The sequence below is a fragment of the Alkalimarinus coralli genome (assembly GCF_023650515.1).
Lineage (GTDB): Bacteria > Pseudomonadota > Gammaproteobacteria > Pseudomonadales > Oleiphilaceae > Alkalimarinus > Alkalimarinus coralli.
This window is the reverse complement of record NZ_CP096016.1, coordinates 3,284,904-3,300,659: the sequence shown is the minus strand read 5'-3', so window position 1 is coordinate 3,300,659 and position 15,756 is coordinate 3,284,904. Positions and strand designations below refer to the sequence as shown.

General features: G+C 48.2%; 12 protein-coding genes. 5 read left to right on the top strand and 7 right to left on the bottom strand.

The genetic code is table 11. The annotated features are described in order from the left end of the window. Positions 1–23: 23 nt before the first annotated feature. Positions 24–1,559 carry a flavin-containing monooxygenase gene (locus tag MY523_RS14790; RefSeq protein WP_250655462.1) on the top strand — a complete coding sequence of 512 codons (1,536 nt, stop codon included), beginning with the start codon at positions 24–26 and terminating at the stop codon, positions 1,557–1,559. Between the two features lie 36 nt (positions 1,560–1,595). On the opposite strand, the gene MY523_RS14785 is transcribed toward MY523_RS14790, so the two are convergent. Next, a complete protein-coding gene (locus MY523_RS14785) occupies positions 1,596–3,035 on the bottom strand; it encodes a B-box zinc finger protein (RefSeq protein ID WP_250655461.1) in 1,440 nt (479 codons plus the stop codon). A 94-nt stretch (positions 3,036–3,129) separates the two neighbouring features. On the opposite strand from MY523_RS14785, the gene MY523_RS14780 reads away from it, so the two are divergent. Further along, positions 3,130–3,780, top strand: a complete 651-nt coding sequence (locus tag MY523_RS14780) for a DUF3179 domain-containing (seleno)protein (protein WP_338021781.1) — start codon at positions 3,130–3,132, stop codon at positions 3,778–3,780. A gap of 18 nt (positions 3,781–3,798) precedes the next feature. On the opposite strand, the gene MY523_RS14775 is transcribed toward MY523_RS14780, so the two are convergent. Then, positions 3,799–6,081, bottom strand: coding sequence for an ATP-dependent helicase (locus MY523_RS14775; protein ID WP_250655459.1), 2,283 nt, complete (start codon positions 6,079–6,081; stop codon positions 3,799–3,801). 183 nt (positions 6,082–6,264) lie between these two features. On the opposite strand from MY523_RS14775, the gene MY523_RS14770 reads away from it, so the two are divergent. Then, on the top strand, positions 6,265–7,002 hold the full coding sequence (locus MY523_RS14770; protein ID WP_250655458.1) for an ankyrin repeat domain-containing protein: 738 nt from the start codon (positions 6,265–6,267) through the stop codon (positions 7,000–7,002). 225 nt (positions 7,003–7,227) lie between these two features. Continuing rightward, the gene (locus MY523_RS14765; protein WP_250655457.1) at positions 7,228–8,166 is read left to right on the top strand and encodes a DUF2914 domain-containing protein; all 939 of its coding nucleotides are present in this window, start codon (positions 7,228–7,230) and stop codon (positions 8,164–8,166) included. A 256-nt stretch (positions 8,167–8,422) separates the two neighbouring features. On the opposite strand, the gene mmsB is transcribed toward MY523_RS14765, so the two are convergent. From mmsB to MY523_RS14740, 5 genes are all read right to left on the bottom strand, one after another. After that, a complete protein-coding gene (mmsB, locus tag MY523_RS14760) occupies positions 8,423–9,307 on the bottom strand; it encodes a 3-hydroxyisobutyrate dehydrogenase (RefSeq protein WP_250655456.1) in 885 nt (294 codons plus the stop codon). 45 nt (positions 9,308–9,352) lie between these two features. Beyond that, positions 9,353–10,477 (bottom strand): enoyl-CoA hydratase/isomerase family protein, encoded by a 1,125-nt coding sequence (locus MY523_RS14755; RefSeq protein ID WP_250655455.1) that lies wholly within the window; start codon positions 10,475–10,477, stop codon positions 9,353–9,355. 157 nt (positions 10,478–10,634) lie between these two features. Beyond that, positions 10,635–11,420 carry an enoyl-CoA hydratase gene (locus tag MY523_RS14750; protein WP_250655454.1) on the bottom strand — a complete coding sequence of 262 codons (786 nt, stop codon included), beginning with the start codon at positions 11,418–11,420 and terminating at the stop codon, positions 10,635–10,637. 54 nt (positions 11,421–11,474) lie between these two features. Then, positions 11,475–12,635, bottom strand: a complete 1,161-nt coding sequence (locus tag MY523_RS14745) for an acyl-CoA dehydrogenase family protein (protein ID WP_250655453.1) — start codon at positions 12,633–12,635, stop codon at positions 11,475–11,477. A gap of 78 nt (positions 12,636–12,713) precedes the next feature. After that, the gene (locus MY523_RS14740; RefSeq protein WP_250655452.1) at positions 12,714–14,207 is read right to left on the bottom strand and encodes a CoA-acylating methylmalonate-semialdehyde dehydrogenase; all 1,494 of its coding nucleotides are present in this window, start codon (positions 14,205–14,207) and stop codon (positions 12,714–12,716) included. Between the two features lie 656 nt (positions 14,208–14,863). Between MY523_RS14740 and MY523_RS14735 the strand changes: the two genes are divergently transcribed. After that, on the top strand, positions 14,864–15,748 hold the full coding sequence (locus tag MY523_RS14735; RefSeq protein ID WP_250655451.1) for a helix-turn-helix domain-containing protein: 885 nt from the start codon (positions 14,864–14,866) through the stop codon (positions 15,746–15,748). Positions 15,749–15,756: the final 8 nt, after the last annotated feature.

The following is a 15,756-nucleotide window of genomic DNA, read 5'->3' as shown; positions in this document are numbered from 1 at the left end:
AAAAATAATTAAGGAGGCCTGTTGTGAAACGCCAACAAACGACTGTTGAGCATACGGATACGCTTATTATCGGCGCGGGACTTTCGGGTATTGGCATTGCCTATTACCTGCAAAAAGAGCAGCCGGCTCGATCTTTCACCCTATTGGAGGCTCGAACAGCAACGGGGGGCACATGGGACTTATTCCGTTATCCTGGCATCCGTTCAGACTCAGACTTACATACATTTGGTTATGAATTTAAGCCCTGGGTTGATAATCATGCGATAGCGGGGGCGGATAAAATTCTCGACTACTTGCGTAATACCGCCTCGGAAAATGATATAAACCGCCATATCCGGTTTCAACATAAAGTCGTTAAGGCAACCTGGTCAACCAAACAGGCTTGCTGGTGCGTTGAAGTGGAACGCGAGGACACCGAGGAACGCTTTAGCATGACCTGCAATTGGCTATTTTCAGCTGCAGGTTACTACCGTTATGACCATGGCTACACTCCTGACTTTGAAGGCGTTGAACGTTTTGGCGGAGCGGTGGTTCATCCTCAGCAATGGCCCGAAGACCTTGATTATCAAGACAAGCAGGTGTTGGTGATCGGCAGCGGTGCAACGGCGGTCACCCTGGTGCCTGCGATGACAGATAAAGCCGGCCACGTAACAATGTTGCAACGCACGCCCAGTTATATTATCAGCCTGCCAAGTGAAGATGTGATCGCCAACACGCTACGTAAGTGGCTGCCTGATGATATCGCCTACTCGATAACGCGGCGAAAAAATATTGCCCTTTCGCGCGGAATCTGGCGTTTTTGCCAACGATTTCCAACACTGGCAAGAAAAGCGATCCGTTATAGCAACAAACGCTCTCTGCCTGAAAATTACCCTGTTGACGAGCATTTTAATCCACCATACAACCCCTGGGATCAACGCCTCTGTGTCGCACCTGATGGCGACTTCTTTCAGGCGATCTCTGAGGGGCGTGCCTCAGTGGTGACAGACCATATTCAGACTTTCACCGAGAAAGGGGTGCGCTTGACGTCAGGCCAAGAGTTGGAAGCAGATATTATCGTTACTGCTACAGGGTTGAATCTACAGGCATTTGGCGGTATTGATATGGTGGTCGATGGCAAGCTTGTCGATATGTCGGAAAAGGTTGCCTACAAGGGCATGATGCTTGATGGTGTGCCAAATTTTGCGTTCGCCATTGGGTATACCAACTCTTCATGGACCTTGAAGGTGGGGCTGCTGTGCGAGCACTTTTGTCGAATACTGGCGTATATGGATCAGCATGATAAATCGATCTGTTGTCCAACGCTGCCTCAACCTGATATGCCTACCCGACCGCTCTTAGACTTTGGCGCGGGCTATGTTCAGCGATCCTTAAGCAAACTGCCCAGACAAGGGTTGGGGGCGCCCTGGGTGATTCCAATGGATTATTGGGTGGACAAAAAGTTGATGAAAGATGGGCCTGTGGAAGACCCTAATCTAAGGTTTTACTCTGCAACAGCAGAACGCCGTGTTCATGATACGCCTTTTGTTCAAACGGGGCTGCAAACAGAAGGTGCCTGATACCTGATACCTGATACCTGGTACCTTATATCTGGGTCATAATTGTTGGCCGAACTCCAGTCGCTTGTGTGCCGCTACCGCATTTAAGTACTCTGGTAGTTTTGCCTGGGATGGGTGCTCGGGAAAGGTTTGCTTAATGAACATCAGGTACTTGGCGGCCTTATCCCACTGCTGCAATCCGTTGGCCAGTGTTTTTACAACAACAAGGTACGCATCGGGTAGCTTTTCAAATGCATCGAATCGTCGGTGCATCTCTTTTACCAATACTAAAATCAGGCGATACTCCCCCTGATTGTAGAGCTGCTGGATTAGCTGAAAAATAAGCTCGGGGTCTTGCAGCTGAAAAGCAGGGTTATGTTTGAGCAATTTTTTAAGCAATGTGGCAGACTTATCGGGAGTATTGTTACTGACAAACAGTCGCAGAATGGGCTGAGCGTATTTGCTCAATTTTTCAATATTGTGGCTGGCCCATAGGAGTTTGTAGAGTTGCTCTCGCCTGACAATGCTGTTGGGGTTCTTCTTTAGTTGATCTTCGAGGATACCCAAAACAGTATCGTAACGACCTTCCTTTAAATTAATATCGATGTCTGCATCTATACGCAAACTGCGGTTATGCAACATTGATGAGGATTCTGACTCTTCGTCCTGAATATCAGCTGCGTATCCCAGTTTGTCCTGATACTGGAGCAGAATGTAGCCCAGCATATGGAAGATGATCACCATAAAGTAGCTAAATAAAAAGCCTGAGATGGGGTGAGCAATAACGATGGGGAAATGCTGCAAAATAAAATCTTGTGTGGCCGAAAGCGCAAAAAATAACAGTACCAGATGAGCATATAACACCATATAGGGCCAACCAATCGCCCCCATTAAAGACAGTTGTCGCAAAGGGTTAATCGCATCAGCTATGTTCTTTTCCAGCGCCAGGATAATAACGCTGGCAGGGAAGCTCAACAGCAAAAATGCAGAGACAATCAGGGCGAGCACCGGGCCGCCCAAGTGACCGGCCCCAGTGATAATCAGCCCCATCAGGATAAATACGCCGATTTGCTGGAATATTATTCCCATGCCATCGCCGGTGAAGGCTGAGGAGAAGGTTGGCGGAGTCAGATGACCTTCCGAGGTATGCTCTACGATACTGTACACGTATTTGGTTAAAACACAGAAAAGCAGGAACGCACCTAACAGTCCAAATAGGTTTTGCCCCAGGAATATGGGCACAAAGGTACAGACTGCGATGAGTATCATAGGGTCAAGGGCGAAAGGGTAGCCAAAAAATGAGCCTATACGGTTCCAGAAAGGGACAATGTCGTTTGCGGCGCCCTGGTAGCGCAAGTTTCTGCTGCACTTTGGGCATAGGCCCTGCTGCTTGGCCTCGTCGGCATCAGGCATACAGGACTTGCAGAAAAACGTCATGCACTCTTGGCAGTACCATTTTGCGGGTGATGTAGGGTGGTAGTGGCAGTGCTTATTCACGTTACTTGTCGCTCGTTCACAATCTAGCTGTTTGAATGGTGCTTTTTCTAATAATGTCAGATGGATAGGCGAATGACTAGCAGGATTCGCGGTTATTAAAGCAAAATGCAAACCTGCGGGCTTAGAACTTGATGATGCAATCGCTGTCCAACCACCGAAGAGTAGAAGCAATAACGGGTATTGTTATGGAACTGAAGGTGAGCCGGTACATAATAGTGATCTATTAATGTATGACCGTCAGAGTGACTCGTTGTGGTCTCAAATTGAAGGAAAGGCCGTCAGTGGACACGCTAAAGGTGAGCGACTTGAGAGACTCCCGATAGAGCACACTTCGTGGGGAGACTGGAAGTCGCGCCATCCTGACACCTTGGTGCTATCGGATAAAACGGGGTTTAAACGGAACTACACAGCAACCCCTTACCCCGGGTATGAGCAAGGCAAGTCGGTCTATTTCCCTGTGTCAAACAGTGATAAACGCTATCACCCGAAAGAGGTGGTGGTGGGTATTGAAATAGAGGGGGATGTTAAAGCCTACCCGTTTGTTGAGTTGGCAAAAGGCCGTGGTGTATTGAGTGATAAGGTGAACGGGCAGGCCTTGACCATCCATTATAATGCAGAAGCAAGAAGCGCACGGGTACCGAATCAAAAGGGAGAGGTTTTGCCATCGTTGACCGCCTTTTGGTTTGCCTGGGTGGCATTTCACCCTGAAACGAAGGTCTATACTTATTCGGCACCCAACAATTAAGGCCTTGCTTGATACTGCTTAGCGCCTACTAAAATAAAGGTGGGCGCTTTTCTTACTAAAGTCCATCTCTTTGCCGTCTTCAAATTTCACCTTGAATGAGCGGTCATCTTCACCGATAACGCTTCCATCGCCAAATATTGCATGGTGTACAGCGTCATGATGCCAGGCAGGGGGCTCGTCGCTGCTGTTGGGGGTCTGCTTTTTTTGTTGCTTTAACGTGGCGTTTTTGAGTTCCGCGTACCGTCTCGCGACCTTGGTGGGCGCATGCTTGAGTGTGATGTTGGAAGTGTGTTCTTCTGATTGTTCCTGTGGTTGTGTTTTTTCGGTTTGCTGTTCTACATGCTGCAACTGTTCTCCCAGCTCATCGCACAGTTCAAAACGCATCTCTTTGACGAAGCGGCTTGGCATCAAGTCACTGGTGGCAGAGCCGCCTTGCTCCATGGTTGGCGGCACAAGTAGATGCAGATGGTGAATGGTTCGGGTTATCGCTACGTATAGCAGTCGACGCTCGCTTTCCAGAAGAGAGGGCATATCATTACTGGCCCTGAGGGTATAAGGCAAAAACTTATCCATCATTCCTGGAATAATAACAGTGGACCACTCAAGGCCTTTGGTTCGGTGCATAGTCGAGAGTAATAGCCCTGCATCCGTATTTTGTTTTCCTGCCCGCGCTTTTAGTTCGTCCAGATGAACCAGGGTCTCTTCTGGCGGTCGATTGAGCGAATGTAAATAACGGATGACGCCCTTAACGGTGCCTATTCGTTCTTCTGCTGACTCATGGGTCATCGCCAGACTGCGAATACCTTCGTACAGGTCAGACTCCTGAACATAAAAACGAATAATGTTTGCCGCTGAGCCGGACTTGCCTTCCAGCCTTCTAAATATTTTGGCTGTTCGGTCAAGCTTGATGGATTGAATCTTTTTGAGGTCTGGCAGGTTCATTTGTTCCAGCAGCGTTCCCCAACCTGTGGGTTGCTGTGCCAGGGCCTGGCATAGTTGCCGTAGTTGAAACTCTTTTAAGCCAACATGCGGAAAGCGTAAAATCTGTTCAAACCGTTGCTGCCGCGCAGGTGCTGGCATAGTCGAGAAACGACCCGCAGCAAGTTCCAGAATAGCGCTAATCGTTTGTACTTCCCGGGTAAACAGCGCGCCTCTGGCCCGGTCAATCTTATAGGGGATCTGTTGTTCAAGCAGCTGTAGCTCAATCTGCACACTCTGGCTCCAGACCCTGAACAGCACGGCTATATCATTAAGGTTGCCGCCCTCGTTGTTAAATTGCTTTGCAAAGTCTGCGATGAATCCTGCATCGTCCTGAGAGCTGTGCCTGGTTATTCCGGTTGCCGGGGTGCTTGGGTGAGAATGGCAAATGACGTCTTTGCGCCCTTTATTGAAGCTTATCAGGTGATTGGCCAGCAACGCGACCTTGTGGCCATAACGGAAGGTATATGACAGTGTTAGCTCTTTCGGGCTTTCGAACTCTTCAGAGAAACGGTTAAGAATAAACTCCGGTCGTGCGCCCCGAAACTCGTAAATGGTTTGGTCAGGGTCGCCTACAACGGTTACCCGTGCACGGGTACCTGCAATGTACTTAAGCAACAGGTGCTGTATTTCATTAGTGTCTTGGTATTCATCGACCAGAATAATATCCATCTTATTACTAACCAGCTTTTGTAAGGCTGGATTTTGATGAATAGCCATCACCGGTTCATAGAGCATATCAGCATACGAGATTCTTCGTTCTTGCTTGCGCCATTGCTCGAAGCGGTCAAATAGCTCTATCAGATAGCGGTACTTATCGGCTATTTCAAGCTCTTCAAATACGACTTCCGCAGATGATAGCGTCGACTTTACCAGGTCAATATAGTTGGAGGCGGTCTCTACATGCTCTTTTTTGCTGCGTTTAATCTCGTCTTGCAAGGATTGCGGCGCAAGCTGGGTAATTAAGCGCCAGACTTGATAGTGAATTTCATGCTCTTGCAATACATCAGGCTGGATGGGAGAAAGGTAGCCTTCGCTAATGAATCGTCTATAAAGCCGGTAACCCATTGAGTGGTAGGTGCGTATTTCAGGAAGACTTACCTGTGGACTATCAATGACCCGGCTTAGCTTTTTGGCGAAGTCTTCCCTGGCGCTGCGGTTAAACATCAAAATAAGTAGGCGCTGCGGATCATGCCCCTCATTTAACAGGTGTTTAATCCGGTGCGCGAGGGTTGTTGTTTTGCCACTGCCTGCAACTGCCGTAATAACGCAATGTTCGAAGCCTGTTTGGATGATGGCTTCCTGCTCATTAGTAAGTTGCATGTATCCGTTTTTCTCTTGTTGGTGTCAGGGGCATATATTGTACGCCATATTGGTGATATCCCGTCACTGGATATGCAATATAGCGCAGAAAATGACAGAACTGTGACCAATAGACTTTACCATTTGGGCTATTTGGGGAAGAATGGGCACTGACGATTACTATAATCATCACGGATGAGAAATATGAAGAACAGAATAACAACAGCCATTGTAATAACCGCACTGCTTTCATTCAGCCTGACAGGGTGTGGCATGCTATCTGGCGGTCAAGATGCCGATAACCAAAGTGACGCAGCGTCCGCAGACGCATCAGTTACCAGTCAGAGCCAACCTGCCACTGCGAATGAGCCGACGGCCTTAATGCTTTCAGCTGCTGAAGGTGACTTGTCTGAATTGAAGGACTTGGTAGAGCAAGGGGCAAATGTAAACACCCTGACCCCAGAAGGCACCGCTCTCAGTTATGCCATTGAAAAAAACCAGCAGATTCCAGCATTGTACCTGATGAGTGTGGGCGCTGATCCAAATAAAGGTTTTACAGACGGAGACGCGTCGCTATTAATGGTGGCGGCAGATAGAGCCGATAACCGGTTGGTAAAAGCACTGTTGGCAGCAGGGGCAGATGTTAATTACGCTGATGCCCAGGGTGAGACGGCTATCGCTTATGCCAGCTATAAAGGGCATTTGACGACAGTTAAGGCGCTACTGAAAGCCGGAGCAGATGTGAATGTTACGCCTGAAGGAAAGTCTTTATTGATGCATATTGTTAAGAACAATGACCTGTTGCTGGCGCAGGTGGTTATTGCTGCGGGTGCTGATGTTAATTACGCCGATGAACATGGCAACACGGCATTAAAGATCGCACAGGAGAAAGGCCTGGCCGATCTTGAGATGCTACTGATTCAATCTGGTGCGACATCGTAATCTGTCAGTTGGCGACTAGTCTGTATTGAGAAGAAACTGAGGAGGTAGCCTGTACGGCAAACACCTCTTCGGGCCTTTAACAGAAAACCTTGGCCGCTATCTCTTGGTCTTATTCACCCGTATAATGCCGCCACTGGAATCGATTGTGGCTACAGCTATTGCTCTTTGCGATATGAGCCGCAGCCCACCTCATCTATTTATTTGCTAAAAACTGAACAGAATACTATGTCAAAGAAATTGGTCATTCGAATTAATAATCTTCAGGACAATGAAAACGACGACACCTATGAAGTAAATGAAGAAACCATTATACGCTGGGATAGAGTCGTGGCTGTCTCTGTTTTGGCGCTGGCTCTGATGGCTGTCGTGATTTGGGGTGGCTGGCAGCTATTCTCAAAAACCAGTTCTACCAAGGTAGATACAGATTCTTTCACGGACTCTGGCGCTGTTATAAATTCTGATTTGGATAGCCAAGCCCTCGTATTAGAAGCTGCACCTGAAAACGAACAAGAGACTATTGATGCTAGCGGCAAGGCTGTTGAAGGAAATACTGTTGCTGCGAGTTCTAAGGGTGCTGAGAGTGTGGAGAGTTCTGAGAGTTCTGAGAGTGTACGTAGCACGAAAAGCGAAGCTGCTCATAATACGGCATTAGAGGACATTAGTAAGGCGGCTGAATCTAAAAAATCGGACGTTACGCCAGTCGGTGCGGGCACTGCTCAAATCAAACGTAAGACCTCAGCTGAGAAAGCGGTGTTAGTCGATCAGGGGAGTCGTTTAGCGAAACCCGAACAAGGGGCGGCTATAAATTCGCCTGACCCTGTTACCATCGAGTCGTCTCGCATTGTAAAAGCCCAATTAACCCATCGCGTTAAAAACAGTGAGCCGGTTGACAAGCTAGGGTCTGTTATTCCAATGAATGAAGATAAACTAATCAGGGTTTACTTGTTTACCGGTATGGAAGGGCTTAAGGGCGAAACGCTGTATCACGATTGGTATCTTTCGGGTAAGAAGATGGCCCGAGTTAAGATTAAGGTGAAAAATGATAAAACCTCGGCCTCTTCCAGTAAGTTTATTGATCGGCACATGACTGGAGACTGGCGAGTGAAAGTTACTACCAGTCGAGGTGATGAGCTGGTATCTGCTAGTTTTAATGTAGTTAACTGACATACGGTATTTTTGCGCGCACGATCTTGAGCATCTAGAGCCTTTACTCCAGTCGTGTGAGAGATATCGCACAGAACTTTGAGAGATTGGCTATATCTATCAACGAAGCGTTTTCGTATTATTCTTTTCGTCAGGACGACATAGCAACGTATGGATGCGGACACGGAAGTAAACAAGGACGGCAGGTTACCTAAGGAATGGTAAAGGACGCACCAAACAAGTAAGGCGCTGCAAGGATTGCAGCGCCTTTTTGCGTTTATGGCTTATACAGTTTCTGAATGCTCGAAAAATCCAGCGCCCCATTGCCCTGAGATGAATGAAGTGCATAGAGGCTTTTGGCCAGCGAGCCCATCGGAGTAGAGGATTTGGACGAGAGCATGGCTTCTGTTGCCAGTCCCAAATCTTTATTCATCAAATCCACTAAAAAACCGCCTTCATAATCTCTCGAAGCAGGAACATTTTCCATTACGCCAGGGTAGGGGTTATAGACTTCCAACGGCCAGTTATTGCCTGAACTTTTGTTCATAATGCCTGATAGCACTGATGGATCAAGGCCGTTGTTAACCCCTAGTTGAAGTGCTTCTGCGGTGCCAATCATTTGAATGGCGAGCAGCATGTTGTTGCATATTTTAGCGACTTGTCCAGCGCCGTGATCACCTGCGTGGAAGGTGTTTTTGCCCATCACATCAAACAGCGGCTTGCCGTGGTTCAGGGCTTCAGCGCTGCCTCCTACAATAAAGGTCAGCGTGCCTGCTTCGGCGCCAGCGACGCCTCCTGACACAGGGGCATCAAGCATTTCAAGCCCTCTTCGCTGGGCCGCTGCTGCGACCTCTTTGGCAACGTCAGGGGCAATGGTGCTGCAGTCAATAATCAGCGGTCGTCCAGAGATGTTTTGCAGCAGCGCACCGTCTCCAATATAGAGTTGTTTAACATGTGGGCTTGAGGGCAGCATGGTAATGAGTACATCGACATCATTTGCTGCGTCCATCGCAGATGGCGTTGCTGTGGCACCTGCATCGACCAGGGCTTTAAGCGCCGCAGGGACTAAATCAAACACCTTTAGGTTGTACCCGGCTTTGACCAGATTAAGGGCCATCGGGCCGCCCATGTGCCCTAAACCAATAAAACCGATTGTTTTCATTGTTGTTTTCCTTTCAGGGTTTTATTAACTGTTATTTATTGCACCTTAAAGGTTTTTTAGCGGGTGTTGATTGTCCTGCCAGGGGGACGTCAGGTGCTCATTCAGCCATTCGTCTGTCACGCTGGCTACATCGCTAAAAAACCATTGGGGTGAATTATCTTTGTCAACTAATAGCGCTCGTATACCTTCGGCAAAATCAGGATGCCGAGTGCACTGTATTGCGGTTGTAAGCTCTGACTGGAACACTTCTTTTAGTGATAGAGCGTGCCCTTCAGTTATCTGGTGATAAACAATTCTGGCGGTTGTCGGGCAACCGTTTTTAAGGGCCGAAATGCCCTTAATGAGCCATTTGTCATCTGTTTCCAGCGTAGTGATGGCGGACACAATCTCTGCCAATGACGAGTGGGAAGTCACCTGTTTGATAATTTCCAGGTGCGCTTCAACCTGAGCCGGTGGTCTAATGGCCTCGGTGTTGTCTGACAGTGTATTAAGAATATTGTCGACGATGCTGTTGTTGCTTTGCTGACTGTTGCTCCAGTCTGCGCTTTTTAACTGTCGCAGCAGAGAACTTCGGCTATCAGACGAGATAAAGTGGGTGGCTAACTTCAAATAGAGCGCATCGGTCGCGTTAATGGATGAACCGGTTAGCCCTAGATAAAGCCCGCAGTTATCCGGCATTTTATTGAGAAACCAGGTGCCGCCTACGTCGGGGAATAACCCGATGGTGATCTCCGGCATGGCAATTCGAGAGTGCTCGGTCACAACTCGATGACTGGCTCCGGCGAATAGCCCGAGCCCTCCACCCATCACGATACCTTGACCAAGGCAGATAACCGGTTTGGGGTAGGTATGAATCAGGTAGTCTAAGTGGTACTCACGGGTAAAGAAGTTCTCAGCGTACGGGTTCGGCCCATTGGGGTTTTGCTGCATTGACTCATAAAGCCGAATGATATCACCACCGGCACAGAAGGCCTTGTCTCCCGCTCCCCGTAGAACAACGCAGGCCAATTTATCATCAATGGACCACTCCATTAACTGATTGGTGAGAAGGTCTATCATGTCGAGTGAAAGTGCATTGAGTGACTTTTCGGCGTTCAGTGTTGCAACGCCGATTGCGTAGCCATTGAGTGCGTCTTGCTCTTCAAAAATAACTGGTGATGACTGGTTCATAGCGTTCCGGACTTCCTTAGTATTAAGACCCTTGCACTACCACTATTACTATTACGCTCGAAAATAAAACGTTTAAAAATGACTCAAAATGCTCATTTTTTGTATTGTCTTTGCTTCGCTCGTAACGTAGTTCAAAGGTCTCATGTTATCTAATCTTTTACTTGTTTTTCCACGCGGGAGGGCGCTTTTCCAAGAATGCATTAACGCCTTCGCGCTGGTCTTCAGTATCAAATAGCCCAACAAACAGTGAGCGCTCTTCTGGTAACGCTTGTTGCATGGGGTTGCTACGCGCAGCTTGCACCAGCTTTTTACATGCGGCTACCGAAGAGGGGCTTTGTTTCGCCACTGATTGTGCGAGCTTAAGTGCAGCCTCGAAAGCGTACCCGGTTTCAACCACGTCCTCTACCAGACCAATGGCTAGTGCTTTTTCTGCGTTAACGCGTTCACCGCACAGAATCATTCGCTTAGCCCAGCCTTCACCGACTAACCAAGGCAGGTTTTGAGTTCCTCCAGCACAAGGCAGCAAGCCAACCGTTGCTTCGGGTAACGCCATTTTTGCTTGTGTTTCGGCAATGCGAATATCACAGGCCAAGGCGCATTCAAGCCCCCCGCCCATAGCAAAGCCGTTAATAGCCGCGATGGATACGCCACGGAATTGACTGAGTGTTTCAAATGCTTCGCCGAAAACCTCTGCCATGTGTTTGGCGTTACCTTTATCGCCATCTGCAAACAGATTGAGGTCAGCCCCTGCCGAAAAGAACTTTTCGCCTTGCCCAGTGATGATCAGACTATAGATAGTGCTGTCATCATTGAGGTTAAGTATGAGCGTCTTAAGCGCTGTAAGGCTCTCGCCATCCCAGGTGTTGGCCGGTGGATTGTTGATAGTAATAACCGCAGTGTGGTCGATAATTTCAAGGCGTAATTTTGATGTTTCGGGTGTCATGTTCTATTGACCTGCTTTTGCTGTCTGATTAATTGCGATATATACGTTTTATCGTTATTTAATTACGTCTGTTGCCCCTTCCATTAACAAACGCCGGGCAATGATGACGCGCATAATCTCGTTGGTGCCTTCCAGTATTTGGTGCACCCGGCTGTCGCGTACATGTCGCTCTAACGGGTATTCACGAATGTAACCGTAGCCCCCGTGTATTTGCAGTGCTTCATTACATACCTTAAAGCCGACGTCAGTCGCGAAACGTTTTGCCATCGCGCTATATACACCGGCTTCCGGGTCACATTGGTCGAGTTTCCAGGCGGCAAGGTGCACCATTTGTCTTGCTGCGACAAGCTCTGTTGCCATATCGGCAAGCTTAAACTGCAGTGCTTGGAAGTCAGCCAGTGGCCTGCCAAACTGCTGCCGCTCGTGAAGGTAACGTTGAGCCTGTTCGAGGGCTGCCTGGGCAGTGCCTAGCGAGCAGGTTGCGATATTTATTCGCCCACCATCTAGGCCTTTCATGGCAATTTTGAACCCTTCGCCTTCACGGCCTAACAGGTTCTCAGCGGGTACTTTGACGTCTTGCAGCGTAATCGCTCGGGTAGGCTGACTATTCCAACCCATTTTGCTCTCTTTTCGCCCATAACTAATACCTTCCAGATCCGCTGGAATAACGAAGCTTGATATGCCCTTGGCACCTTCCCCACCTGTGCGTGCCATCAGCACTAATACATCGGTTGCGCCAGCCCCGGAGATAAACATCTTGCTGCCATTAATCACATAATGCTCGCCCTCTCGGCGGGCCGTTGTTTTGAGTGATGCCGCATCAGACCCCGCATTGGGTTCGGTCAGGCAATACGAGGCGAGCAGGTCACCCGTGACCAATTTAGGGCACCACTCATTGCGCAGCCTTTCATCGCCAAAACTGGCGATCATCCATGTCGCCATGTTGTGGATGGTGAAGTACGCGGTTGTTGAGGTGCAACCTTTAGCCAGAGCTTCCAAAATGAGGCAGGAATCAAGTCGCCCAAGCCCCATGCCACCCAGTTCTATGGGGGTGTAGAGGCTGCAAAACCCGGTTTTACCGGCTCGTTTAATCACGTCGATGGGAAATATTGATTCTTCATCCCAGCGGGCCGCATTGGGCGCGAGTTCTTTCTCCGCAAATGCCCGGGCAGATTGCTGGTAGGCTTTTTGTTCATCGCTTAGGTTAAAGTCCATATTTTTAACTCGATGTCTCTTCTTTGTTTATTTATGCACAGTTTTTACTTAAGCATGGTGTTTATTTAAGCGTTCTGTCTATTTAAGTGTAATGGTCATATTTGGCCCGTGAAGTGCGTCTTCATCAAACCAGCGTGAGGTGACGGTTTTGGTTTCAGTATAAAAACGCACGCCTTGTTTTCCATACGCATGGTGGTCGCCGTAAAAGGAGTTTTTCCAGCCAGTGAAAGAAAAGAACGGCAGTGGCACGGGAATAGGCACGTTGATGCCAACTTGGCCCACTTCGATATTGTGCTGGAAATAGCGGGCAGCGGAGCCAGATTCTGTAAAAATGGAGGTGCCGTTACCGTAGGGGTTCTGGTTGACCAGTGTTACCGCATTTTCCAGTGACTCGGACTCCATGGTGAGCAGTACAGGGCCGAATATTTCTTCCTTATAGATGGTCATATCTGGGGTTACACCGCTGAACAGGGTAGGCCCGACCCAGTTGCCTTCCGGGTACTCGGGAAGTGTAAATGAAGAGCCATCAAGTTCGCAGTTTGCGCCTTCTTTTCTACCTTGCTCGATTAGGCTGAGGATACGGCTTTTGGCTTGTGGACTGATCACTGGGCCGAAACCTGCATCTTCGTCGTTCCAAAGCCCCGGTTTGACATTGGCAATGGCTGCTTTGATTTCAGGTATCCAGGCTTTGCTTTCACCAACAAAGACGGCAACACTGATGGCCATACAGCGTTGCCCTGCTGCCCCGACTGAGGCCCCAACCAGGTGGTTAATGACTTGTTGTTTATTCGCATCAGGCATAACCACCATATGATTTTTTGCGCCGGTCATGCATTGCACGCGTTTAAGGTTGTGGGTGCCTGTGCGGTAGATATGCTGGCCAACGTGTGCAGAGCCTACGAATGAAATGGCTTTAATATCCGGGTGATTAATGATTTGGTCAACCTGTTCTTTATCGCCATGAACCACCTGCAACAACCCTTTGGGAAATCCGGCTTCATCAAATAGTTCGGCCAGCCGCATTGGGGTCATCGGGTCTTGTTCTGATGGTTTCAGAACAAACGTATTGCCACAGGCTATCGCCAAAGGAAACATCCATAGAGGGATCATTGCCGGAAAGTTAAACGGGGTAATGCCCGCGCACACACCGAGCGGTTGAATATAACTATAGGTGTCGATATCGCGCGCGACATTCTCTGCGGTTTCTCCCATCATCAATGACGATATATTGCAGGCCTGCTCTACGACCTCGATTCCTCGCCATACATCCCCTTTGGCGTCAGCAAAGACTTTTCCGGTCTCCTGACTGAGTATCTCTGCAAGCTCATCATGATGCTCTTTCAAGAGCTGCTGATATCGCAGCATTAACCTGGCGCGCTCGGGAGAGGGTGTCTCTTTCCAGCTGGCAAATGCGGCTTTGGCGCTGCCAATTGCCCGCTCAACTTCCTGGTTAGTTGCACAAGGGGCGTTGGTTAATGTGAGCTGTGTGGCGGGATTGGTGACTGGAATCGTGCGTTCGGCTTTACTGGGAGTAAACTCGCCATTGATATATAAAGGTAGTGTACTGTGCATTGTCTCGTTCCTTCTGACCGGTGGTGTGGGGCATAAACGGCTATTTATAAGTATAGTCGCTGTTTACCCGGCCTATGCGACGCAAGGTGGTGCTAATTTGAGCGTTGATCACCTAACAACACGTTTAAATCAAGGTTGCTGCTTTGGTGCTTGAGGCCCTGTTGCTCAATAGGTTAGCGCTAGGCCGGATAGATGTATGTCTAAATAGTGGAAGAGGTAGTGATGATCGTTCATTTCCTGAAAGGGCCAGGAAAGCGTTAGATCGGAATGGTTTTATAGTAAGGATACTCATCAGCCAAGACGACCAAAGAAAGAACAAAACTGCTAATCAGTAACGATTCCACCCTTCCACATCGTTGTTATTTTTATTCACTTATTTTTATTTTTTTATCTGTGTTTACTGCACCTAGACTATTGTTTTTATTTGGATGTCTGTGTGCCGGTTTGCTTAGGTAGGGTGGCTCATATTTAAGCCAGTATCCCAAGCCAGTTAATTTCTTGATCGAACCCTGATTAGCAGCGATGAGAAGATTGTAAACCGAACCGTGCGAGACTCTGGATTGACTAAATTGCTGTATTGATGGACTATATTGTTCTCAGTATAGGTTTTGAAAACTCATTATTTCGTCGTATTTATTGGTATATCAGGCTGTCGTATGTCTTTAACCTCTGATTGGCCGCTCCCGGTTGACGGTGTTCGTTTTTTTGTACCGGACTTTATTGTGACGCTGTTCACAGGAAATGTGCTGTGCAAAGACCTCTACCCACTAAGGTTTGGCTACTACCCAAAGGCGGTAGGGCACAACATGCAGCGCAATGAGCACCACGATGACCACCTGTTAATTTACTGTATCGATGGAGAGGCTGACTTGATGGTGGAGGGACGCCATCATCGGGTACGCAAAGGCAGTTTGGTTCTGTTGCCGAAAGATAGTCTTCACTCCTACGCGGCCAATGATGATAATCCATGGACTATCTTTTGGATTCACTTTGAAGGTGAACTGAGTCAGGCGTATCTCGATAACCTCAACTATAGTTTTGAAACCCCGATTATTCCCCTGGGTGTTTTGCCGCGATTAGTCTCAGGATTTGAGTCTCTGCTGGCGATTAGTGCATCGGGCTTTGGCCAGAAAGTGTATATCCATATAGCCAACCATCTAAAACAGTTGCTGACCTATATTGCGATTCAGATACCCAAGGTTAAAGCGGGTGAAAGTAAGTCGCTGAATCTGGATGAGATTCATGGCATTATGCAGCATCATATTCACGAGCATCTGGATTTGGACTCGTTGGCAGAGAAGGCTAACTTGTCCAAATATTATTTCTCAAAAAAATATAAAGAGCTTACCGGTCGTTCACCGATTCAGCATTTTATCCACCTGAAAATGGAGCACGCCTGCTATCTGCTGGATGTATCAACTCAGCATGTGAATCAGATTGCGCGAGAGCTGGGATACGATGATGCATACTATTTCTCTCGCCTGTTTAAGAAAGTCATCGGCATGTCACCGACGGAATACAAGAAAGTTAGATATCGATAGCGAATAAA

What these genes read in the sequence shown, in the direction of transcription:
- MY523_RS14750 (WP_250655454.1), bottom strand. Translation starts at nt 11,420, where the DNA reads ATGACACCCGAAACATCAAAATTACGCCTTGAAATTATCGACCACACT.
- MY523_RS14745 (WP_250655453.1), bottom strand. Translation starts at nt 12,635, where the DNA reads ATGGACTTTAACCTAAGCGATGAACAAAAAGCCTACCAGCAATCTGCC.
- MY523_RS14735 (WP_250655451.1), top strand. Translation starts at nt 14,864, where the DNA reads ATGTCTTTAACCTCTGATTGGCCGCTCCCGGTTGACGGTGTTCGTTTT.
- MY523_RS14770 (WP_250655458.1), top strand. Translation starts at nt 6,265, where the DNA reads ATGAAGAACAGAATAACAACAGCCATTGTAATAACCGCACTGCTTTCA.
- mmsB (WP_250655456.1), bottom strand. Translation starts at nt 9,307, where the DNA reads ATGAAAACAATCGGTTTTATTGGTTTAGGGCACATGGGCGGCCCGATG.
- MY523_RS14740 (WP_250655452.1), bottom strand. Translation starts at nt 14,207, where the DNA reads ATGCACAGTACACTACCTTTATATATCAATGGCGAGTTTACTCCCAGT.
- MY523_RS14755 (WP_250655455.1), bottom strand. Translation starts at nt 10,477, where the DNA reads ATGAACCAGTCATCACCAGTTATTTTTGAAGAGCAAGACGCACTCAAT.
- MY523_RS14775 (WP_250655459.1), bottom strand. Translation starts at nt 6,081, where the DNA reads ATGCAACTTACTAATGAGCAGGAAGCCATCATCCAAACAGGCTTCGAA.
- MY523_RS14765 (WP_250655457.1), top strand. Translation starts at nt 7,228, where the DNA reads ATGTCAAAGAAATTGGTCATTCGAATTAATAATCTTCAGGACAATGAA.